The organism is Streptococcus acidominimus, from assembly GCF_001921825.1.
GTDB lineage: Bacteria > Bacillota > Bacilli > Lactobacillales > Streptococcaceae > Streptococcus > Streptococcus acidominimus.
On record NZ_MSJL01000009.1, the window covers coordinates 1 to 21,911 of the forward strand.

Here is a 21,911-nt window from a genome sequence, read left to right on the forward strand (position 1 = left end):
TTCAGCAACAGGAATCACAAGTCAGAGCTCAAGCCCATGCACAGGCGGTCCGGTATCGTCAGCAACAGATCCGCAGTGAGTATGCGCAAGCAACAGGATACTATGGCACCCCTAGAACCCGTGAAGCAAAGAACCTTCTCCGAAATTGGGGTACAGCCCTTGCCAATACCTTGAAGCATGTGTGTACAACAGCTGAGCGTGTAGGGAAGCAGACAATGAAGTTCTTGAAGAAAGTTGATTGGAAAAAGGTTGCGATTGTGGCAACTGCCACCGTAGCAGCAGTAGCAGTTACGGCACTAACAGCAGGAGCTGCAGCCCCTCTTATTGCGGGAATGATGGGAGTCACTTCATCAGCGCTAGCCATGGGGACTGTTGGTTTTGGTACAACGGTTGCGATAGGAGTAGCTACTGGAGCTGTTAGTGGTGCTGCTGGAGGTGCAACCTATGGCTGGTTAGAGGGGAACCTATCTGGACGAAGTAGCAAAACAATTACTCAAAATACTCTTAGTGGCGGACTGAATGGTTTTGTTTCAGGAGGCTTAACTGGTGGTTTGGGTAGTACTCTTACAGGTAGCACTGCTGGACTTTCCAATCCATTATTGCGCTATGGAGCAGATACAGCTTCTGAAACGGTAGTGGATACGCTTGTAGATTCTGCGACAGGTGGCGATGTCACACCGGGAAGTATTGCGACCAATCTAGCCATTAATGCGGTTACAGAGGGTGTATCTGCCCGTGTGGCAAAGCCAGATGTAGCCAAGAACAAGCCGAAAGCTGGGGATGTACCAATTATGAAAGCTCGTAAGGATGTGACTGCTTTCAAGTTAAATGATATTAAGAGTAAGATTGATCCTTTCAATCTTAAAATGACACAAACAGTTAAGAATCATGCTTCTGATATTGCTACTAAAGGTAAATATAAAGGGGAACTAAATAGACCTTATATCGATTCAACTGGTACAGGATTATTAATAAAAGAGATTATTGATAGTGGTATACCAGTTAAAGATAAATATTTGCCAAATGGTTGGCGTTGGGATGTACCTGGTTCATTTAATGGAAGAAGTGAGGGGAATTTCGAACTAGTTATTGACTTAGATAATAATATTGTAACTCACTTCAATTTTACGAGGTGATTAAAGATGTTTAGCTATATTATTACAAAACAGTTAGATAACAAAAAAATAGTGTATAAAAAATCTGAATATAGTATTGATACTGTACCAATAGTTAATTCAGATATATATATTTTGGTGGATGACCTTCAAATTGGTTTTGATTTGACAACGGGTTACTTTACACAAATATTTGGATATTTTCCTCAATTGTTATTTTGCGACAAAAAAGATTTTGTTATTCCACAATCTCAAAAAGGTATTCTAACTTTAGATATTAAAGAATTTGAAATTTCATCAGGTGAGAGTATTCGTTTGAAAAGCTCTAAAGAATGGATTACATTTTATTCGGAAAGAACAGATTATTTATATTTTGGAAAAGAGTCATTGTCTAAACGAGTGACATATATAGAGTTTTGTCCAAATTGTATTGCAAGTGTGAATGAAAATGGAGAGCTTGAAGGGCTTTGGCTATTGATACACTGGCTTTAATTTATTGATGGTTTAATCTGGCTTTTAACGCAGGGAAACCTATAGATACTTCTTTAATTCCACAATTGGTATTTTATTATAGCTATGCTAAGGGGTGGGAATTTTATGAAACTGTAATCAATGCTTTTAGCTTGTTAACAATCCGAACAGATGTCAAGGAAGCACTGGTAGAAAATGGAATCACGAATGTACAATATATTCCTGTAATTATTGAGGATATCGATACAGGTGAACAGAATACAGATTATTACGTTGTTAACTTTCTAACTAAATTAGATGCTGTGAACTTAGACAATAGTCAATTTTATTATAATCCAAAGTACAATAGTTATTCATTTTTGGGGAATTGTATTTATTTTAACTCTAATATTATTGATGGAGTAGATATATTCATAGATATAAAGGCTTCTATGTCAATTTTTGTATCTGAAAAAGTGAAGCAGATTTTTAAAGACAATAATTGGCAAACAATGAATTTTACTCAGTTGGGGCTTGTATAAAAAAGTGTTCTGCGGTGCTGTCAGCGCTTGAGCTAGTCAGTGAGGACTTTTGAAAACATATTGTTTTCCGTCCTCTCTCGCCTAGCTCCCCGCCCACCTATGGAGTTATACTCCATAGGTGTTTTGTCACATCACCACAGAGCTATTTGGTGTGTCATACTTAATTATGCAGAGGGGATAAAGTTCTCTTACTTATTTATTCGTAAAGAAATCTAAAAAATAAGCCATAAATAAATTTTTATATTAAAAAATGTATAATAGAGTAGTTAATTTATAGTGGCAATCTCTTGTTCCAGTTGGAAAATAAAGATAGCACGATTACCTATATCTACAATAAAGAAAACCGTCTCCTAGCTATGAAAGACAAGCAAGGTCTTCTGATGGCACCCCTAGAACACGTGAAGCGAAGAATCTTTTAAGAAATTGGGGTAAGGCTCTCAAAGAGACCTATACGCATGTTTGTAAAACAGCCAAGCGTGTTGGGAAGCAGACAGTGAACTTCTCTAAGACAATTGATTGGAAAAAGGTTGTAAGCGTATCGGCATACATTGCTGGAGAGTTCTTATCTGTCAATGATATTTATCGGTTGGTTACTGGTAAAGATCCTCTGACGGGTGAAAAGGCTAGTCGTTTAGAGGCAGCCGCTTGGTTGACATTAGACGTTCTAACCTTAGGCGGTAGCAAGGCAGGTAAGGTTGCCAAAGTCGCGACCAAGGCGAATAAGCTAGTTGATGTCGTTAAAGGAAGTAAGGTTGTATCACGAGTTAATAAAACAGTAGATGTTGTCAAGAGCTCTAAGGCAGTATCTAAAGCGAATAAAGTGATTGATTCTGGTAAAGCCTATCTGAAATCCGGAGCTAATAAACTACTCGACACTCCTCTTTCCCTCTCTCCACGACTAGCAACAGCAGGTGGTTCTGCCATGAATATGGGAGGGACTACTCTTCGAGAAGCTGGGCAGAATGTCAAGAAAGGCTTTGACAATTTTGTTCAAGCCTTTGCGAAGAATGGGGATGAAGTTGCGCAAGGAACTGGGAAAGGCAGTAGTAGAACTTCAAAATCAGTTGGCAATATGAATGAGTTCCTATCTTCGGATTTTGGTAGGGAAATAGGCGATAAGTTACAAAAAACTAAAAAGAGATATGATGGTCAGACAGTTTATAAAGTAACAGAAGACATAGGTGATTTAAAAAAGGGAGACCAGCTATATTTAGATGGTTTACATAAGGATCATTTGGAAGTGTTTGATAAACGTGGAAAATTCCAGCAGGTGTTAAACTTGGACGGAACTACGAATAATATTAAGACAGATAGAGGAATAGGAAGAAGGTTACCTAAATGATTAAGAAAAACTTACTCAGTCTTATCAAAGTTTATATAAATTTGAATCAAACTTTTAATGGGTGTTTGATAGATAATAGTGAGTTGATTGATATAGAAAATGATATAAATGCTTCATTTGCTAAGGAATATAACGTGTTGCTCAAGGGGATTAGTGGTATGGAAAAAATAAACCTATCCACTTTAAATAGTCCTAATAATGAGGAATATGTAAAAAATATGGTAGCTATATATACGTCTTTAAATCGTCTAGAAAACCATTTTATTGACTTGAGAGAGGCTCATACTAAAATTAGTAAAACATTTCGTTCTATAGTTAAAGACAACATTGAAGATACGGAGCTATTAGAAAGTGAGAATGAAGAATCGTAGGTAATTGAGTATTTTACGAATAAACAACTTAGATATCTAATAAAAATAAGCAGATATATTTTGATTACTGTGAAAAGTTACTTCTCACATTCTTTAATCCTAGGAATAAAATTAGAATACAAAGTGATGTTGCGTGGCGCTGTTAGCGATTGAGCTAGTCAGCGAGGACTTTGAAAATGTACCATTTTCCGTCCTCTCTTTCCTAGCTCCCCGCCCACCTATGGAGGCTATACTCCATAGGTGTTTTGTCACATCACCACTAGAGCTATTTGGTGTGTCATACTTAATTATGCCGAGGGGATAAGGTTCTCTTACTTATTTATTCGTAAAGAAATCTAAAAAATAAGCTATAAATACATTTTTATATGAAAAAATGTATAATAGAGTAGTTAATTTATAGTGGTAATCTCTTGTTCCAGTTGGAGAACAAGAACGGCAACCGGATTTCTTCTAAGAAGAGTGATGAGCAGTTAGACTACATCTACGATACGGAGAACCGTCTCCTAGCTGTGAAAGACAAGGACGGGCTTCTGATGGCAGCCCTCTATGACGGGGACGACAATCGGGTATTTACCGCTAGCCGTAAGGAGGGCAAGTACACCTATAAACTCTTCAAACGCGAGGAGAAGAAGTCTCCTTACACTGCCCCAAATGGGGAGGAACACAGCCTCTTCTGGTATGGCTTTAGTCAGAATGTTTTACAGGCTCTTTCCAGTCTTCCGCAAACAGTGGGAACCATCTGGCATGAGATCTTTGACGACGTGTCCACCGCTTATCACAAGAAGGTAGCCAAGGATCGAGCCAATGAAGAGGGGTTAGTAGTCAACCCACCAAGTATCGGGGAGCTTCCGGGTGAGGGTGAAGTAACTTACGCCAGCCAAGTCAAGGAAGTGCTTATTCCTTACACCACACGGGAAGATAGCTTTAACTACTACGAAGAACGTAACTACGTCAATGATGTCAATCGTCAGCACACCGAGGTTCTCCAGACCTATGACCGGGAACTCAAGGGAAGAGAAACCTACACCTATGGTCATGGTAGAACGTCTTATCACAACCATGAAACAGGCGACCATTACAACTACTTGACCAACCAGTCTGGCTCTGTGACAGGCTTGACCAAGGAGGGAGAAGCCGTAGCGTCAACCAGCTACAACCTCTATGGTTCTACGACAAGAACGACAGATGAGACAGGTAATCCTTATGCCTACAATGGGGAAGCCTGAGACATCACAGGACTTGACTATTTAAGAGCAAGATATTATGATAGCCAAGCAGGAACATTCCTCACAGAAGACAGCTATCAAGGTCAAGTGACTAACCCGCTTAGCCAGAACCGCTATGCTTATGTCCACAACAACCCAGTTAATTACACCGATCCGAGCGGGCATATCGCTGCTTCTCCATTTATGATGCTTCGGGATGGTGGAAATCCGCTCCCTGCACCTCGATATAGTCAACCTAGACCGCTGATTAACTATGAGGATGGAACACTTTATGCGCCTAATACACCTGAAAATAGGGCTCATCAAATCCGTCAACAACAGACAGGTGTGTATAGTTACACCTATGTCCCAACCTATGTTCCAACAGCTTCCGCTTATCAGTATATTCAGCAACAGGAAGCCCAAGCTAGAGCGCAAGCCTATGCTCGAGCCAGAGCCCAAGCTGCTCAGCGCCGTCAGCAACAGATCCGCAGTGAGTATGCGCAAGCAACTGGACAATATGGTACTCCAAAATCGCGTGAAGCGACAAATCTTTTCCATAACTGGACCAAGTCATTTGAAGAAACGATACGCCATGTCTGCGACCCGAAAACGACCAAAGCAAGGGATAAGGGAAGAAGCCCTAAACCGATTAGCTTTGGCGGAGGAGGCGTTGCCAGCTGGGACGGCACCTCTGGACCAAGTTCTCGTTATCAGCCGAATGCTTCTGTATCAGCTAAGTCGAAAAAGCCTAGCAAGAAGAAGCTATCTGACAAGGAATTGTCGGAAACTATTCGGAGGGCAAATCAAGGTGATTCGAAAGCTCTTTCTCAGCTTATTGCACAACAACGCTATGCCCCAGCCTATGAGGGATTTGAATCAGCCCCGAAAGCAGGAGCTATTATCGCCGCTGGAATTGTTGGACTTGTTTATAAGAACCCAATTTATACTCTAGCTACGTATGGTGGAGTCAATGCAGGCTTAACGAGTGCCCAAAAGAAAGAACCACTTGGTCAGGTACTTGCAAAGTCCGTTATAGGAGCTGTTTCAGGTTATGCCCTAGGTAAGATAGGCGCAAAAATTGGCGCTCAAAGTTTGTTAGGTGCTGCCTTTGTGGATGGTGCAGGAGAAACCGCTCTTGATGTGATTCTTGCAGGATTAGAGGGCGAGAGTGTCAGTCCAGAAGAGCTTGTAAGTTCCTTTGTGGGTAACGTAGCAGCCAACGCCCTCATTGGTCTAGTCGGTAAAGCAATTTCCAATATTGCAGGAGCTAAAGTTGGGAATGCTGTTGATGATATTGGAGATACTAATCGGATAGTAACGGGACTGGATCAATTGTCTCCTAGAGATATCCAGTCTATGTCGCTTGATGAGATTCGGAAAGCAGTACCAACAGACAAGGGCTGGCGTATTTACGAAAATAATGGTTTTGTACATATCAAGGATGAATTAGGGAAGATGAGAATAAGATTAGATCCGCCAGATAAGACGACTACATACCCGCACATGCATATTTATGATGAAAATAAAAATTTATTAGATTTAGATGGGAATATTGTAGCTATTGATTCTCCCGAAGGGCATATTCCTTGGAATAATGGAGGAAATTAAATGAACATTACACAAATCCTAAAAGCAATTGAACAGACTGACTATTGCGACGCACAAATCTTAGATTTTGAAATAAAATATTTAGGAGATGAAGCAAATTTATTCATAGAAAGCTATGAATCAGAAGACTCCAAAAAATTTTGTTGGAAAATAAGCTTTTTACGATGTGCAAAGGTTAACTATGAAACGGATGCTAGTTGGGTTACAGAATCTCAAGGCACAAAAATATTATGGAGAACAGAGGCTGTAAAAACTTTAAAAGATGGTCAGCTTTTAGGCTATTCTGGGCATGATATTCAAATAGTAAATACGGATGATAATTTTTATGAGAGTAAAGTTATATTAGCCAATATGTCTATCAATATTGTTTGCCAAGATATTGAGGTTTCTAAAGTTTTAATTGCAGATCAACATTTTTTCTGGGATGAAAACTGACAAAACTAAATAGTACATTATTTTATTTAGGTTTCAACGTAACATTCCGTGGTGCTGTTGGCGATTGAGCTAGTCAGCGAGGACTTTGAAAACGTACCGTTTTCCGTCCTCTTTTTCCTAGCTCCCCGACCACCTATGGAGTTATACTCCATAGGTGTTTTGTCACATCACCACTAGAATTACCAAGTGTGTCATAACCAAGTACAACAGGGGAATATGTTTGCCTCACTTATTTATTCGTAAAAAATCTAAAAAATAAGTTATAAATACATTTTATATTAAAAATGTATTTATAATAGAGTATTTGATTTATGGGAATAATCTCCAGACCTAGTTATAAAATAAGGACGAGACAACCAGTTATATCTACGATAAGAATGATAACCACATTTCTCAAAGTAAGAATCATGAGCAGTCAGACTACATCTATGATAAAGAGAATTGGTTCTTGGGACTCAAAGTTTGCTAGGTAGGTGCTGCCCTTGTGGACGGGACAGGAGAAACCGCCCTTGATGTGATTCTTGCAGGATTAGAGGGTGAGAATGTCAGTCCAGAAGAGCTTGCAAGTTCCTTTGTAGGTAATGTGTCAGCCACCGCCCTCATTGGTCTAGTCGGTAAAGCAATTTCCAATATTGCTGGAGCTAAATTAGGAGTGGCGACTGAACTTACGGAAGAAGTAGGTAAACATTATAATTTATCAACTTTGAATGATATGGCAAATGAAATTGCCGAGAAGACTGGTGGTGTAGTGAAGCAATTAAAGAATGGTTATAAAGTTGAGGTATCAAATGGTAGTAAACCAATAGTTATTAGATTGATGGATACTGGAAGTGGACAACGACTTCAACCATACTTCAGAGTAAGTATTGATGGACGAGGGTCTTTAGATATAAACGGTCAACTTTCTTCTAATAGAGCTGACACCCATATTGATATATCCGGTAAATCTGTTGAACAAATTTTGGATATGATTGAAAAATATAGAGGAGATTAAGTATGCTTTTACAAGAAAAATTGAATAGTTTATTTGAAATGGTGATAACTAAATTTAATGTAGATATACTTGGAAATCGTATTGTGCTGGAGGGGTATTTAGCAGAGGCGGATTATATATCCCATAGAATTGATTTTACGAGGGTGAGTTGTTTTTACTTTATTAATAATACAACTGAAAGTAGAAAGAATATTTGGCTACCTGAAGAAGATGATTTTTTGGAAATGACAAGTATTTATGCTTTATCAGAATTAGTTAATATAGACATAGAATCTTCTAAAGATACATGGTTGAATCAGTATAGTGGATCTGGAAATATTGTTTTGGAATTTTGGAGCAATTTATTAGTTATAGAAGCTGAAACAATTATTATTAATGGAGTAAGCTATCCGATTGATTTTTAAATAGAAATTGGTCATTATCTGGCTTTAGTGGTGCTGTTAGCGTTGAGCTAGTCATTGAGGACTTTGAAAACGTACCGTTTTCCGTCCTCTCTTTCCTAGCTCCCCGCCCACCTATGGAGCTACCCTCCATAGGTGTTTTGTCACATCACCACTGGAGTTATATATGTTTGTTATAGTCAAGAAAAGTAGGCGAGCAGGTTGTTTTACTTATTTATTCGTAAAGAAATTTAAAAAATAAGCTATAAATAAATTTTTATATTAAAAAATGTATTTATAATAGAGTAGTTGATTTATGGTAATAATCTCCAGACCTAATTATAAAATAAGGACGAGACAACCAGTTATATCTACGACAAGAATGATAACCACATCTCTCAAAGTCGGAACCATGAGCAGTCAGACTACATCTATGATACAGAGAATTGGTTCTTGGGACTCAAAGTTTGCTAGGTAGGTGCTGCCCTTGTGGATGGTGCAGGAGAAACCGCTCTTGATGTGGTTCTTGCAGGATTAGAGGGTGAGAGTGTCAGTCCAGAAGAGCTTGTAAGTTCCTTTGTGGGTAACGTAGCAGCCAACGCCCTCATTGGTCTAGTCGGTAAAGCAATTTCCAATATTGCTGGAGCTAAAGTTGGGAATGTATCAGAGGGATATAAAGCGCCCAAAGGAGGCGGAGGAACAACCTCTACTATTATCAAAGGAGACAAGACGATAACATTTGGTCATGGGGCAAGACATTTTGAAGATATCCCTAATATAGATGTTTCGGATGTGGAGAATGCTATTGCTGAACATGTTTTTAAAAATCCTCCAAAGATAGGAGAATCTCCTAGAGTTAAAATTAATGTAAATGGGCAAATTGTAGAATACAGACCTTATAATTTGGGGGATGGAAGAATTAATATTGGGACATATATTCCTAAAAATGAGTGAGGAAATAGAAATGAGAGAACTATATTCTTCAGAAAAAAAATGGATTAAATTAATGCTCAAGGCTGATTTTAAAGGTAAAAAAATTATTACTGAGCAATTATCCAATGCATATGTTATTTCGGAGGAAATAACAAGAGGATTCGCTTCGATTAAGTTAGGAACCTTTACAAAAATACGCTATCCTTTCCCAGAACGAGTACCCATTACGATGTTAGTGTATATAGATGATCTTAAAGGATATAGACCAATAGAATTTTTATTACATGTAGTTGATGGCTATGTAGATGAACTTGAAATTTTTGATGCAGCAGGATTTGATATTGAAGATTATTCAAGTATCCCACTTGATAATATTAAGTACCAAACCTAATACAGCTTACAAAGACAGGAACTAAGCTTAAGTTAGAATGTATTCCGTGGTGCTGTTGGCGCTTGAGCTAGTCAGCGAGGACTTTGAAAACATACCGTTTTCCGTCCTCTCTTTCCTAGCTCTCCGCCCACCTATGGAGGACACTCCATAGGTGTTTTGTCACATCACCACTGGAGTTATCTATGTTTGTTATAGTCAAGAAAAGTAGGCAAGCAGGTTGGTTTACTTATTTATACTCGTCAAAAATGGCTACGTGAAAAATCAAGTTTTGTACTGAATGAAATCTTATTAAAACCTTGGTTTGAGAAAGGAAGTCAGCGCTATTCTTTTGAAGATTTGGGAAATTTACAGATAGAAGAATCCGCATTGCTGAAATAATTGGGCTAGTTTTATAATTTGTTTATATATTAAATAAAGCAAAAGGTTGAGACTTCACTCAACCTTTGTTCTTTATAAATCTGTATTATTTTGGTGCGATAACGCTTGCTCCACCCATGTATGGACGGAGGACTTCTGGGATGGTGACAGAGCCATCTGTGTTTTGGTAGTTTTCGAGGATGGCTGCAACGGTACGGCCTACGGCAAGTCCTGAACCATTCAAGGTGTGTAGGAGTTTGACCTTGCCGTCCGCCTCATCACGATAGCGGATTTGGGCACGGCGTGCCTGGAAATCCTCCGTATTAGAACAACTAGAGATTTCACGATAGGCGTTTTGAGCTGGAATCCAGACTTCCAAGTCGTAGGTTTTAGCTGCAGAGAAGCCCATATCGCCTGTGCAGAGAGTGAGAACGCGGTAAGGGAGCCCTAACTTTTGAAGAATATTTTCTGCGTTAGCCGTCATTTTCTCCAATTCTGCGTAAGATTCTTCTGGCTTGGCAAATTTGACCATTTCCACCTTATGGAATTGATGCAAGCGAATCAAACCACGGGTATCACGACCAGCAGAACCAGCTTCTGAACGGAAAGATGGGCTCATGGCAGTGAAGTAAATTGGTAAGTCTTTACCATCTAAAATCTCATCGCGGTAGTAGTTGGTTAATGGGACTTCAGCTGTTGGAATGAGAACGAAATTGGTGTCGTCTAATTCAAACGTATCTTCCTTGAACTTTGGATATTGCCCTGTTCCAAACATGGAGTCATGGTTGACTATGTAAGGGGTGATGACTTCTTGATAGCCTTCTGCGATATGCTCATCCAGCATGAAGTTGTAGAGGGCACGCTCCAAGCGGGCACCGAGATTTTTGTAGAAGAGGAAGCGAGCACCCGTTACTTTTGCCCCACGTTCCCAGTCGAGAATCCCTAAGTCTTCGCCAAGGTCCCAGTGGGCTTTTGGTTCAAAGTCAAATTCTCGTGGTGTTCCCCAACGGCGAACTTCTACATTTTCTTCCTCATCTGCACCAACAGGTACGCTATCGTGCGGTGTATTTGGCAAGATCACCAGAATAGCCTGTAATGCTTCGTCGATAGCAAGGAGTTCAGCGTCCAATCCTTTAATGGTCGCAGACAGTTCTTGCATGGCAGCGATTTTGTCATCTGCCTTTTCTTTGTTGCGTTTAGCTTGGGCAATTTCGGCTGAAACGGTGTTGCGTTCTGCCTTTAATTCTTCAACCTTGACCAGGGTTTCACGGCGTTTTGCGTCTAATTCTTTGATAGTTGCAAGGGTTTCAGTGGCTACACCACGGGTTGCGAGCTTCTCTGCAACTCCGTCGAAATCTGCTCGGATGCGTTTGATGTCTAACATAACTTCCTCCTATAAAAAACGCACCCATGAAAGTGTTGGAGTGACGAGAGCCACGGTTCCATCCAACTTCACATGAGTGCACTTTGTTTTATATAAAAATGTGATAAACGGTAGAATTTCATACCATTTGCCTATCTGCTCACAGCGACCGCAGACTTTCTGAAAAACGCCTGATACTACTTATCCGTTGCGACTATTATACTTGATTTTTTAGTTTTTGGCAAATAGATTTTTAAAAAAACGTCCGATTGTCTGCAAGAGTGTCGGTAGTTTTACAACTTTTTCATTGCCGAGATGTTCTCTGGCTTCTTTTAAAATCTTGCCGGAATCCTTGGAAGCAAAGAGGAAGTTTCCGCTGTCTGTAAAGACTTGGAAATGTCGGCTGATATGTTTACCAGAGACATTGGCACCAATTTTGTGGACATTTTCCCAAGGAATTTGAATATAATCTTCGACATTGGCATCAGCGTAAAATTCTAAGGCCTGATCACCAATGAGAAATTTTCCGACCTTACCACCTGTTCCTAAGTAAGAAACACCACTTGTCTGTAATGTCACCTGTTTATTTTGTGATTGTACCATAATCCATCCTTTATTGCTCTTTAAGATACGAGAGCGTTAAACAACTCCTAGACAAAATAGGAAATCGAAGCAGGGTGTCTTGCACCCAATGAGATTTATCTTTTTGTCAGTGAGTTGTAGCTCGAGTTCAATTACAAGATACGAGAGCGTTTGACACGAGTTTCACTCGTTCTATTTCCAACCTTCCACAGTCTATCCCCAGACTGTGGAAGCAACTCCTAGACAAAATAGGCGGCCGAACAGAAGCGGATAGCTTCGTAGTGAGACCCTCACAAGGGCAACTAGATTGGCGTGGTAGCGACAATCAGATGCCTACTGTGTCTTATCTAGGGTTACTCAACTTTCTGACTAGGCTTTGTCAGTGAGTTGTAGCTCGAGTTCAATTACAAGATACGAGAGCGTTTGACACGAGTTTCACTCGTTCTATTTCCAACCTTCCACAGTCTATCCCCAGACTGTGGGAGCAACTCCTAGACAAAATAGGAAATCGAAGCAGGGTGTCTTGCACCCAATGAGATTTATCTTTTTGTCAGTGAGTTGTAGCTCGAGTTCAATTACAAGATATGAGAGCGTTTGACACGAGTTTCACTCGTTCTATTTCCAACCTTCCACAGTCTATCCCCAGACTGTGGGAGCAACTCCTAGACAAAATAGGCGGCCGAACAGAAGCGGTTCGCTTCGTAGTGAGACCCCCACAAGGGCAACTAGATTGGCGTGGTAGCGACAATCAGATGCCTACTGTGTCTTATCTAGGGTTACTCAACTTTCTGACTAGGCTTTGTCAGTGAGTTGTAGCTCGAGTTCAATTACAAGATACGAGAGCGTTTGACACGAGCGCTACTCATACTATCTCCCACCTTCAACTATATGAAAATGAGTTTCGCTCGTTCCATCTCTCACCTTTCACGATTCTCAATTGTGAGCGCTAGTCTTTTTGTGGTGTTGAGTGAGTATTACTGTTTTCTCTTTATTCTATCAGAAAAAGAAGGCCGAGACCTTCTTTTTCTTACATGATACCTGCTAGACGAGCAAGGATACCAACGATAAAGAGTCCAATGATAATGGTGATTGGCGAAACTTTTTTCTTCAATAACCACATACATAGGAAGGTAAGAAGCAAGTTCATAAGTCCTGGAATCAAACCATTCAAGTTATCTTGGAAGGTTGTGATCTTGGTAGGAGTTTGTGAAAGTCCTTGACCGACTTGTTCAAAGGCTTGGCGAATACCTTCGCTACCGTTTGCTAGTTTATCCCAGTGGATATAGGCTTCTTTTGCAAGAGGAACTTCTGATACGTTGAAGGTAAAATTGATAGATACCCAGCGTTGTGCTAAGACAGCGAGGATGAACATCCCAAGGATAGAAGCACCTTTCGTAATATCTTGGAGAATACCACCTGACATGTCTTTTGTAATCTCTGAACCAGCCTTGTAGCCAACTTCTTGTGTGTACCACAAGAAAGCCATACGGATAAGGTTCCATGCTAGGAAGAAGATGATTGGGCCTAAGATATTCCCTGAAAGAGCAAGTGAAGCTCCGAGAGAGCCAAGGATTGGACGAACAGTAAACCAGAAAACCGGGTCACCGATCCCTGCAAGAGGTCCCATCATGCCGATCTTAACCCCTTGGATAGCGGCATCATCAATTTCAGCACCGTTTGCACGCTCTTCTTCAAGGGCAAGCGTTACTCCGAGGATAGGAGCTGCAACGTATGGGTGTGTATTGAAGAATTCCATGTGGCGTTTTAGAGCCGCGGCTTGGTCTTCTTTCTTGGTATAGAGTTTTTTAAGAGCAGGTACTAAAGAATAAGCCCAGCCCAAGTTTTGCATACGCTCGTAGTTCCAAGAAGCTTGAAGGAATTGTGAACGCCACCATACTTTTTTACGGTCGTTTACGGAAAGTTGTAATTTTTCTGACATTGTAAATCTCCCTTCTTAGTAGTCTTCTAGGATATCGCCGATTGGATCGTTAGAGGTAGCACCTCCGCCACCGTTTCCACCTGTTTTTGAAAGGTGAAGGTAGATAAGAGCGATTGAAACCCCAAGGGCACCAAAACCAATCAGAGTGATTTGAGTTACGGCAGCAAGAACGAAACCAATGGCAAAGAATGGCCATACTTCGCGCGTTGCCATCATGTTGATAACCATGGCAAAACCAACGGCTACAACCATACCACCACCGACTTGCATACCACCTTTGAGCCATTCAGGCATGAGTTCAAGCATGGCCTGTACAGATTCAGCAGGAATGGCAAGAAGAAGGGCAGCAGGAACAGCGATCCGAAGTCCTTGGAGCGATAGGGCGATTAAGTGGTAGCGCTCAAGAGCAGCAAAATTTCCTTTTTCAGCAGCAGCATCAGCTCCGTGTACAAGAGCGACAGAAGCTGTACGCACAAGCATGGTAAGGAAAAGTCCAGCAATCGCTAGAGGGATAGCAATCCCTTGTGCGACACTGATCGCAGCTGGAGAGAAGTCCCCCCCTTTTATGAGGATGATTGCTGCAGCAACAGAGGCAAGGGCAGCATCTGGTGCGACTGCAGCTCCGATGTTTGCCCAACCAAGAGCGAGCAATTGAAGAGTACCGCCTAGTATGACACCAGCAGTAAGGTTACCTGTTACAAGACCAATAAGAGTACATGCAACGATTGGTTGGTGGAATTGGAATTGGTCGAGGATTCCTTCCATACCAGCAAGGAATGCGACTAAAACGACCAAAATCATTGAAATGAATGACATGATAGATCCTTTCTTTATATAAATAGAAACAAGTTGGAAATGATAGTTTCCTCTTTTGGTGTGCAGATTGATTTCTCTTTCTTTTCAGCAGATGAAGCTCTTGAGTGTGATAGGCAACAGCTCTCGTTTTAATCTGGTTTGAGCAATCAATCGTCTTTCTCGTTCTGACTAGAGCTTAGTGAGGCACATTTGCTTTGCTAATTAAGTCAAACAAGTCTTTTTTCGCGTCGTTCGGTACTTTACGAACATCAAATTCAACGCCGAGGTCGCGCAATTTTTCAAAGGTAGCGACATCTTCTTTATCCATAGAAAGGACATTGTTGACCATTGTTTTACCTGTTGAGTGAGCCATTGAGCCAACATTCAAGGTCTTGATTGGCACACCACCTTCAACTGCACGAAGGGCATCTTGAGGTGTTTCAAATAGGATGAGGGCATGTGTATTTCCAAAGCGAGGATCTTTTGCCACGTCAATCAATTTCTGGATTGGTACGACATTTGCTTTCACGTTTCCTGGTGCAGCCTGCTTGATCAATTCTTTACGAAGGGCATCAGCAGCTACTGAATCAGATGCAACGATGATACGGTCTGCTTTTGAATCAGGTGTCCAAGCAGTTGCAACTTGACCGTGCAAGAGGCGCGTATCGATACGAGCGAGGTTGATCTTTAATTTACCATCCCCGATAACTGTTCCCTCAGGAATAGCAGCCTGTGCGACCTCTGCTTTTTCTGGTGCAGCAGTTGCTTCTTCTACGGGATTCAATTCTTCTGGAAGCGCTTTGATTCCGTCTTTTGATTCTTTGATAATGTTAGCAGCAACAGCAGCAACGCCTGCATTTGCATCCATCATTCGTTCTGTATAGGCTTGAATTAACATTGGTAGATTTAAGCCAGTGATGATGGCGAATGTACGATCTGGATTTTCTCCCATTACTCGACTAGCTTGGTTGAATGGTGATCCACTCCACAAGTCGGCCAGGACTAAGACCTCGTCATCCGCATCAAAAGTAGCCACAGCATCATTGAATTTAGCGTATAGGTCATCTGGTCCTTCATTTGGCATGAACGTAACAACTTGAACTTTCTCTTGTTCGCCAAAAATCATGGAACCAGACTGATGAATACCAGCAGCAAATTCACCATGGCTTGCAATAATGATTCCGATACTCATTATGTTTCCTCCTAAAAATTTTGTTGGCCAGAAAAAACGCCTTCACTCTTTAGTGCTTAGTGCCGGCCTATCTCGGTACTGAACTTCGGATTGTTTATCTGGCTAAGTTCTCCATTTTGCTGTCGATGGAGACAGCAGTTTTGAACTGTCTTATTATAAAACGTTTTCAAGTTTTCTGTCAAGTAAATATGTGTTATTTTCGAGTAAATTTTATAGAAACTTTCTGAAATCGGTCTAGACATTTACAATAATGTTTTCCAAACTGCCGTGATAATACTCTATAAAAAATCAAAATCAACATCTGGAACAGGCTAAAAACCTCCACTGGAGCTTTTTACTCAGCAAGGCGAGTTAACGACATCAGATGTTGATTTTTGACGAGTATAAATAAAGGCGATGTACACCCCAAATATTCTCCCATAAGGTGCAAAAAATGGGTATCCTATTTTGCTTGGTTGAACACAAAAAAAACTCCCGAAGTAGCGGAAGTTGTATCGTTTAGTCTAAAAATAGTTTGCGAAGCTCTCTTGCCACACCGTCTTTGTCGTTGGTGTAATCGGTCAGGCGATCGGCGTAGGGGAGGAGAGTAGCGCTGGCATTCTTCATGGCGTAGCCCCTGTTTGCTAGCGCTAGCATTTGGATGTCATTGTGTTCATCCCCAAAGGCGATCAAGTTTTTAGCATCCATCCGGTAAAGATCAAGCAAATATGTGAGGGCAGAAGCCTTGGTCACACCTTTGGCACAGGTCTCAAGGATATTGAGCGGACCGCCCCAGGTATTGATTTCCAATTCATCATTGAAATAGCGCTTGATGTCATCTGCTAGGGCATATTTATCGGCTGCGCGGGTCTGCATCAAGATGGAGTGCGGGTCTGATGTGATCCGCTCAGGATGGATCAAGGTATCAGGTGTAATTCGCTCTACGCCTAGGAGGGCAGGGCTAAAGTTTTCCAAATAATTCTGGGTGATGAAGAATTTATTTTTGTATTCTCCAGCAATAAAGTCGGCTTCGAATCGTTCTTCCTCTTTTAGAAAGTCGATTAAATACTGCTTATCAATGAGGATATTTTGCTCCCACTCCCAGTTTTGGTCTGGAATATGGATCAGAGAACCATTGAAGTTGATCATGGGGGTGGAGAGTTCTAGCTGTCTATAATAATCGTAGGCCATGCGGTAGGGGCGACCGGTTGCGATAATCACGGTGTGACCAGCTTCTTGAACCTTACGGATTGTTTCAATAGTATAGTGGCTCAATTGGCTGTCTTTATTTAATAAGGTGCCATCCAAATCGATAGCAATCATCTTTTTCGTCATGCGAGTAATACTCCTTTTTCGTAAACTTTTGCGTTTATCCTCGTTTTATTTCCCACTTTTTCTGAAAGTAGGTATGCCTTTGATTTTCAGTGAGTTGAGTATAGTATAGCAGAATAAACCATCATTGGCAAAGTATCGTTTATTATAGTCATTTAGTTTATATTTTTATTACTTCGTTAACTCGTCTTGCTGTACTATTGAGAAAAGTTACACTTTTCTTATCTATCACTTGTCTAGTTATCAACTATTTCAACTACCTGCGACTCGTTGCCTAGTACTAAAAATAAACTAAACGGCTATATAAATGTCTACTGTTCCTCCTTTCTCCTACGGGATAACGAGGATGAGCAGGGAAACTGTCCTATTCATTCGCTACATCAGTGCTATTATAGGATGTCAGGCAGAGCAAGAAAAATCCGAACATTCTTCTATAAAAAGAGGTGTTGTTGGAAAAAAAGAAAACATTTTCACGACATCAGAGTTGAAAAGTGAATGTTTTTTGGATATAATGTATTTATTGTTCGTAAATAAAGGAGAATTTTGAAAAATGGACAAGTTTTTTGGCCTAAAAGAACATGGAACAACTGTTTCAACGGAAATCATGGCAGGTTTGACGACTTTCTTCGCCATGTCTTATATTTTATTTGTTAATCCAAGCGTACTTAGTGTTGCTGGCATGCCTTCGCAAGCGGTCTTCTTGTCAACCATTATTGCAAGTACTGTGTCTACCCTTATCATGGGCTTGTTTGCCAACGTTCCCTATGCCCTAGCTCCGGGAATGGGCTTGAATGCTTTCTTCACTTATACAGTGGTTATCGGGCTCGGCTTTAGCTGGCAGGAAGCCTTAGCAATGGTCTTCCTCTGTGGCTTATTCAATATTTTTATCACCGTGACCAAGGTGCGTAAGAGCATTATCAAGGCGATTCCAATTAGCTTGCAACATGCTATCGGTGGTGGTATCGGTGTCTTTGTTGCCTACCTTGGTTTCAAAAATGCTAATCTGATCACTTTCTTGACTTCAGGTTCTGATATTATGACAGTAAATGGTGTAGCTCCTGCAGATGCAACGGCTGATACTTTCTCAAATGGTGTCTTTTCAGTCCTAGCAGGTGGAGGAGTGGTTCCAGCCATTTCAACCTTTACAGATCCAAGCGTTCTCTTGACAGTCTTTGGCTTGATTTTAACCGCTATCTTGGTACTGAAAAATGTCCGCGGTGCTATCTTGATTGGGATTGTGGCAACAACGCTTGCCGGTATTCCAGCAGGTGTGGTTGATCTTTCTTCTATTAACTTTGCAGAAAATCATATCGGAAGTGCCTTTGCAGAATTAGGTACAACCTTCCTAGCAGCCTTTGATGGAATGTCGTCGCTCTTTAGCAATACCGAGCGTTTGCCATTGGTACTCATGACCATTTTTGCCTTCAGCTTGTCGGATACCTTTGATACACTTGGAACCTTTATCGGTACAGGTCGTAAGACAGGGATTTTCTCAGCAGAAGATGAAGCGGCGCTTGAAAATGGGAAAGGCTTCAACTCAAAAATGGACAAGGCTCTCTTTGCGGATGCTATCGGTACTTCTATCGGTGCGATTTTCGGGACATCCAATACAACGACCTATGTTGAATCCGCAGCTGGTATTTCAGCAGGTGGACGAACTGGTTTGACTGCGGTGACAACAGCTGTCTTGTTCCTGCTTTCCATTCTGATCTTGCCATTTATTGGTATCGTCCCTGCCGCAGCAACAGCTCCAGCATTGATTATCGTTGGGGTCATGATGGTCTCTTCATTCCTTGATGTGGATTGGAGCAAGTTTGAAGATGCGCTACCAGCCTTCTTTGCAGCCTTCTTTATGGCACTTTGCTTCTCTATCTCATACGGAATTGCAGCAGCCTTTATTTTCTACTGCTTGGTCAAAGTTTCAACAGGCAAGGCAAAAGAGATTCACCCAATCCTCTGGGGAGCAACAGCCTTGTTCATTCTGAACTTCATTATCTTAGCCATTCTTTAATGGACATAAAGACGGGATGGGTCAAACGATTCCCTCCCGTTTTTTGTACTCTGCTGACTTATGTTACCCGAATCAGTCAAAGTCAGTGCGAACAATAAGGTGAGGTGTTTGAGCGCAGTTTTTCTCTTATGTGAGCGAAAAATGAGCTAGTTGAACATAAAACTAACTTTATATAGCCGTTTAGTTTATTTTTATAGTCGTTCTACTTTAAAATACATTATTTAGATACTCTCCTACCGAGTTGTAGATTGTCTGAATAGGATTTTTTTAAAGAGAAATGACTATATTACTTTGTTAACTCGTCTTGTATAATTGAACTCGGGCTACGAGCTGTGCAAAAAAGAGCGATAACTGTTTCAGTTTTAGCTGGTGAAGGTTCTTTAGGAAATAGGCTAAAAACCCTACTGGAGCTTTTTACTCAGCAAGGTGAATGAATGACGTCAGATTTTGATTTTTAGATGAGTATAAACAACTATAAAATGACAAAGTGGCTGCTCTGTGCTATAATAGGGAACATGTATAGTCATAATGAAGAAGAATTGATAGCCCTAGGGGAGGCAATCGGTCGACAGTTACAGGCAGGTGATGTGTTGGTCTTGTCAGGTGATTTAGGAGCCGGAAAGACGACTTTGACGAAAGGGATTGCCCGCGGTCTTGAGATTGAGCAGATGATTAAGAGTCCAACCTATACCATTGTCCGTGAGTATGAGGGGCGTCTGCCCCTCTATCATCTAGATGTATACCGGATTGGGGATGATCCTGATTCGATTGACTTGGATGATTTTCTCTACGGGGATGGTGTGACAGTGATTGAATGGGGGGAGCTTCTTGCTGCCTCGCTCTTGGATGATGTTTTAAGGATCGTTATCGAAAAAGTGGGTGATGGTCGTAGGCTATCCCTTGAGCCTCAAGGGAAGCGTAGTCAAGCCTTGCTAGAGGAGATTGAATATGGCGCAGGTTAAGAAAGAGATTTTCTTTGAAGAAGCAGAAGGTTCACATGCAGCAGCCTTTATTGACTTTATGAATCAAGTAGCAGGAGAAACCGACTTTCTCGTGATGGATGAAAGTGGTTTTCGTTTCACACCAGATGAGTTGGCTAGGATTTTTGAACAGAGTATCAGTAGCCCCAATCAACTCCACCTCCTTGCTTTATGTGGCGATGAGGTCATTGGAGCTGTGACCGTTCGTGGCTCTAGACAGTACCGCGTTAGCCATATCGGTACTATCTTTATCGCTGTACGAAAAGAGTATTGGGGCAAGAAGATCGGGCACATCTTATTAGAAGAAGTCATCACATGGGCAAGTGAAAATGATGTGATCAAGCGACTTGAGTTGACTGTTCAGGTTCGCAATGACCGTGCAGTTTCCCTGTATCAGAAGATGGGATTTGAAATAGAAGGCACTCAAAAACGAGGTGCAAGAACAGATGAAGGAGAATGGCTTGACCTGTACTACATGGGCAAGTTGATAGACGAATAAATGAGTATTGGTAAGAAAATTTTTCTCATGCTCCTAGCCATTATCACCTTAACGGTGGGGGCTGGGGCGCTCTACGCAACAACGGTATTGAACTACTCAACGGATAGTTTTTCTAAGACCTTCAAATCGATTGAGGGGCAGAAAGAGGATCATGTGATTGAAGCGACAGAACCTCTGACAGTCCTATTGATGGGGGTAGATATGGATCAGGCTAGCCGTGGTGGCAATTGGGAAGACGGCCGAAGCGACTCCATGATTCTGGTAACAGTCAATCCCAAAACTCAAAAGACGACCATGGTCAGCTTAACGCGTGATATGATGGTCGAAATTGCCAATGCTGACGGAAGCTCAAGTGGAACTGTTGAAAAACTCAACCATTCTTATAGCTACGGTCAGGCTCCAATGGCAATTGCAACAGTCGAGAAGATGCTTGGCGTAGACATTAACCGCTATGTCGAGATCAATATGGATGGTTTGATTGAGCTGGTCGATGCCATAGGGGGTATAACCGTGAACAACACCCTAGGTTTTCCGATTTCCATCAGTGAATATGAGCCAGCCTATACAGCGGTGGTTGAACCCGGAGAGCAGCATGTCAACGGGAATCAAGCTCTGGTCTATTCTCGGATGCGCTATGATGACCCAGAGGGGGATGTTGGTCGTCAAAAGCGCCAACGCGAGGTCATCCAAGCAATTGTGAAGAAATTGCTGAACCTAGACGGAATTACCCAATACAAACCAATCCTAGATGCTATTTCGCACAATATGCGGACGAATGTATCAATTACGCCATCTTCTTTCCCGTCGCTTTTAGGCTATAAGGATTCCTTAAAGACGATTGAAACCCACCAGCTAGTCGGCAATGGGCAGATGATCGACGGTCTGTATTACCAAATTCCAACCAGTGAAGAACTACTTGAAATTCAAAATGTCATCAAGGCTTCTCTGGACTTACCAACCTCTACTGAATTAAAAACCAATGTCAGAGTTTCAACGACAGCGACCCCTATTTCGGTGATCAATACCTATACGAATTTGCCGGGTATCACTCTCCCCGCAGGGGAAGGTGTAGAGTCGGCAGTGGCTACTGGACTTGATGCTCAATAATAAAAA

At 41.3% G+C, this 21,911-nt stretch carries 24 protein-coding genes; 18 read left to right on the top strand and 6 right to left on the bottom strand.

Going from position 1 to position 21,911, the window contains the following annotated elements:
• From BU200_RS11100 to BU200_RS11760, 14 genes are all read left to right on the top strand, one after another.
• Window positions 1–1,136: hypothetical protein (locus tag BU200_RS11100; RefSeq protein ID WP_211268956.1), on the top strand; the 1,136-nt coding region annotated here is incomplete at its 5' end.
• Between the two features lie 6 nt (window positions 1,137–1,142).
• On the top strand, window positions 1,143–1,607 hold the full coding sequence (locus BU200_RS02915; protein ID WP_075098740.1) for a hypothetical protein: 465 nt from the start codon (window positions 1,143–1,145) through the stop codon (window positions 1,605–1,607).
• A 65-nt stretch (window positions 1,608–1,672) separates the two neighbouring features.
• A complete protein-coding gene (locus BU200_RS02920; RefSeq protein WP_075098741.1) occupies window positions 1,673–2,107 on the top strand; it encodes an imm11 family protein in 435 nt (144 codons plus the stop codon).
• A gap of 296 nt (window positions 2,108–2,403) precedes the next feature.
• Complete coding sequence (locus BU200_RS11650; RefSeq protein ID WP_282956228.1) at window positions 2,404–2,526, top strand: hypothetical protein; 123 nt, start codon at window positions 2,404–2,406, stop codon at window positions 2,524–2,526.
• 74 nt (window positions 2,527–2,600) lie between these two features.
• A complete protein-coding gene (locus BU200_RS10605; RefSeq protein WP_083609343.1) occupies window positions 2,601–3,449 on the top strand; it encodes a pre-toxin TG domain-containing protein in 849 nt (282 codons plus the stop codon).
• On the top strand, window positions 3,446–3,820 hold the full coding sequence (locus BU200_RS02935; RefSeq protein ID WP_075098742.1) for a hypothetical protein: 375 nt from the start codon (window positions 3,446–3,448) through the stop codon (window positions 3,818–3,820). The genes BU200_RS10605 and BU200_RS02935 overlap by 4 nt, the downstream gene beginning before the upstream one ends.
• 419 nt (window positions 3,821–4,239) lie before the next feature.
• On the top strand, window positions 4,240–5,046 hold the full coding sequence (locus tag BU200_RS11460) for a hypothetical protein (protein WP_075098743.1): 807 nt from the start codon (window positions 4,240–4,242) through the stop codon (window positions 5,044–5,046).
• Between the two features lie 3 nt (window positions 5,047–5,049).
• On the top strand, window positions 5,050–6,636 hold the full coding sequence (locus BU200_RS11365; RefSeq protein WP_244912666.1) for an RHS repeat-associated core domain-containing protein: 1,587 nt from the start codon (window positions 5,050–5,052) through the stop codon (window positions 6,634–6,636).
• Window positions 6,637–7,071 (top strand): hypothetical protein, encoded by a 435-nt coding sequence (locus BU200_RS02955; protein WP_075098744.1) that lies wholly within the window; start codon window positions 6,637–6,639, stop codon window positions 7,069–7,071.
• Between the two features lie 484 nt (window positions 7,072–7,555).
• Complete coding sequence (locus BU200_RS02960; RefSeq protein WP_075098745.1) at window positions 7,556–8,065, top strand: hypothetical protein; 510 nt, start codon at window positions 7,556–7,558, stop codon at window positions 8,063–8,065.
• 2 nt (window positions 8,066–8,067) lie between these two features.
• On the top strand, window positions 8,068–8,469 hold the full coding sequence (locus BU200_RS02965; RefSeq protein WP_075098746.1) for a YxiG family protein: 402 nt from the start codon (window positions 8,068–8,070) through the stop codon (window positions 8,467–8,469).
• Window positions 8,470–8,934: 465 nt separating this feature from the next.
• Window positions 8,935–9,399, top strand: a complete 465-nt coding sequence (locus BU200_RS02970; protein WP_075098747.1) for a hypothetical protein — start codon at window positions 8,935–8,937, stop codon at window positions 9,397–9,399.
• Between the two features lie 10 nt (window positions 9,400–9,409).
• Window positions 9,410–9,769 (top strand): hypothetical protein, encoded by a 360-nt coding sequence (locus BU200_RS02975; protein WP_142237016.1) that lies wholly within the window; start codon window positions 9,410–9,412, stop codon window positions 9,767–9,769.
• Window positions 9,770–9,997: 228 nt separating this feature from the next.
• On the top strand, window positions 9,998–10,147 hold the full coding sequence (locus BU200_RS11760) for a TipC family immunity protein (protein WP_142758328.1): 150 nt from the start codon (window positions 9,998–10,000) through the stop codon (window positions 10,145–10,147).
• A gap of 85 nt (window positions 10,148–10,232) precedes the next feature.
• On the opposite strand, the gene serS is transcribed toward BU200_RS11760, so the two are convergent.
• From serS to BU200_RS03005, 6 genes are all read right to left on the bottom strand, one after another.
• Entirely contained in the window at window positions 10,233–11,510 is a 1,278-nt protein-coding gene (serS, locus tag BU200_RS02980) for a serine--tRNA ligase (protein ID WP_075098749.1), read from the bottom strand.
• A gap of 210 nt (window positions 11,511–11,720) precedes the next feature.
• Entirely contained in the window at window positions 11,721–12,092 is a 372-nt protein-coding gene (locus tag BU200_RS02985) for a DUF956 family protein (RefSeq protein WP_075098750.1), read from the bottom strand.
• 1,006 nt (window positions 12,093–13,098) lie between these two features.
• Complete coding sequence (locus BU200_RS02990) at window positions 13,099–14,010, bottom strand: PTS system mannose/fructose/sorbose family transporter subunit IID (RefSeq protein WP_075098751.1); 912 nt, start codon at window positions 14,008–14,010, stop codon at window positions 13,099–13,101.
• A gap of 15 nt (window positions 14,011–14,025) precedes the next feature.
• Window positions 14,026–14,826, bottom strand: coding sequence for a PTS mannose/fructose/sorbose transporter subunit IIC (locus BU200_RS02995; protein WP_075098752.1), 801 nt, complete (start codon window positions 14,824–14,826; stop codon window positions 14,026–14,028).
• Window positions 14,827–15,001: 175 nt separating this feature from the next.
• Window positions 15,002–15,997 (bottom strand): PTS sugar transporter subunit IIB, encoded by a 996-nt coding sequence (locus tag BU200_RS03000; RefSeq protein ID WP_075098753.1) that lies wholly within the window; start codon window positions 15,995–15,997, stop codon window positions 15,002–15,004.
• Window positions 15,998–16,495: 498 nt separating this feature from the next.
• Window positions 16,496–17,311: a Cof-type HAD-IIB family hydrolase gene (locus BU200_RS03005; RefSeq protein WP_075098754.1), complete on the bottom strand. Its 816-nt coding sequence runs from the start codon at window positions 17,309–17,311 to the stop codon at window positions 16,496–16,498.
• A 547-nt stretch (window positions 17,312–17,858) separates the two neighbouring features.
• On the opposite strand from BU200_RS03005, the gene BU200_RS03015 reads away from it, so the two are divergent.
• The 4 genes from BU200_RS03015 to BU200_RS03030 all read left to right on the top strand — a co-directional run bounded on the left by BU200_RS03015 (window position 17,859) and on the right by BU200_RS03030 (window position 21,905).
• On the top strand, window positions 17,859–19,319 hold the full coding sequence (locus BU200_RS03015; RefSeq protein ID WP_075098756.1) for an NCS2 family permease: 1,461 nt from the start codon (window positions 17,859–17,861) through the stop codon (window positions 19,317–19,319).
• 515 nt (window positions 19,320–19,834) lie between these two features.
• A complete protein-coding gene (gene tsaE, locus BU200_RS03020) occupies window positions 19,835–20,281 on the top strand; it encodes a tRNA (adenosine(37)-N6)-threonylcarbamoyltransferase complex ATPase subunit type 1 TsaE (protein ID WP_089503545.1) in 447 nt (148 codons plus the stop codon).
• Complete coding sequence (locus BU200_RS03025; RefSeq protein ID WP_075098757.1) at window positions 20,268–20,798, top strand: GNAT family N-acetyltransferase; 531 nt, start codon at window positions 20,268–20,270, stop codon at window positions 20,796–20,798. Before tsaE ends, BU200_RS03025 begins: the two co-directional genes overlap by 14 nt.
• Window positions 20,799–21,905 carry an LCP family glycopolymer transferase gene (locus BU200_RS03030; protein ID WP_083609344.1) on the top strand — a complete coding sequence of 369 codons (1,107 nt, stop codon included), beginning with the start codon at window positions 20,799–20,801 and terminating at the stop codon, window positions 21,903–21,905.
• Window positions 21,906–21,911: the final 6 nt, after the last annotated feature.

Excerpts from the sequence above, each read along its gene's own strand:
- tsaE (WP_089503545.1), top strand. The coding sequence starts at position 19,835 with ATGTATAGTCATAATGAAGAAGAATTGATAGCCCTAGGGGAGGCAATC.
- BU200_RS03000 (WP_075098753.1), bottom strand. The coding sequence starts at position 15,997 with ATGAGTATCGGAATCATTATTGCAAGCCATGGTGAATTTGCTGCTGGT.
- BU200_RS02975 (WP_142237016.1), top strand. The coding sequence starts at position 9,410 with ATGAGAGAACTATATTCTTCAGAAAAAAAATGGATTAAATTAATGCTC.
- BU200_RS02985 (WP_075098750.1), bottom strand. The coding sequence starts at position 12,092 with ATGGTACAATCACAAAATAAACAGGTGACATTACAGACAAGTGGTGTT.
- BU200_RS02915 (WP_075098740.1), top strand. The coding sequence starts at position 1,143 with ATGTTTAGCTATATTATTACAAAACAGTTAGATAACAAAAAAATAGTG.
- BU200_RS03005 (WP_075098754.1), bottom strand. The coding sequence starts at position 17,311 with ATGACGAAAAAGATGATTGCTATCGATTTGGATGGCACCTTATTAAAT.
- BU200_RS02995 (WP_075098752.1), bottom strand. The coding sequence starts at position 14,826 with ATGTCATTCATTTCAATGATTTTGGTCGTTTTAGTCGCATTCCTTGCT.
- BU200_RS02935 (WP_075098742.1), top strand. The coding sequence starts at position 3,446 with ATGATTAAGAAAAACTTACTCAGTCTTATCAAAGTTTATATAAATTTG.
- BU200_RS03025 (WP_075098757.1), top strand. The coding sequence starts at position 20,268 with ATGGCGCAGGTTAAGAAAGAGATTTTCTTTGAAGAAGCAGAAGGTTCA.
- serS (WP_075098749.1), bottom strand. The coding sequence starts at position 11,510 with ATGTTAGACATCAAACGCATCCGAGCAGATTTCGACGGAGTTGCAGAG.
- BU200_RS02990 (WP_075098751.1), bottom strand. The coding sequence starts at position 14,010 with ATGTCAGAAAAATTACAACTTTCCGTAAACGACCGTAAAAAAGTATGG.
- BU200_RS02955 (WP_075098744.1), top strand. The coding sequence starts at position 6,637 with ATGAACATTACACAAATCCTAAAAGCAATTGAACAGACTGACTATTGC.
- BU200_RS03015 (WP_075098756.1), top strand. The coding sequence starts at position 17,859 with ATGGACAAGTTTTTTGGCCTAAAAGAACATGGAACAACTGTTTCAACG.
- BU200_RS02965 (WP_075098746.1), top strand. The coding sequence starts at position 8,068 with ATGCTTTTACAAGAAAAATTGAATAGTTTATTTGAAATGGTGATAACT.
- BU200_RS03030 (WP_083609344.1), top strand. The coding sequence starts at position 20,799 with ATGAGTATTGGTAAGAAAATTTTTCTCATGCTCCTAGCCATTATCACC.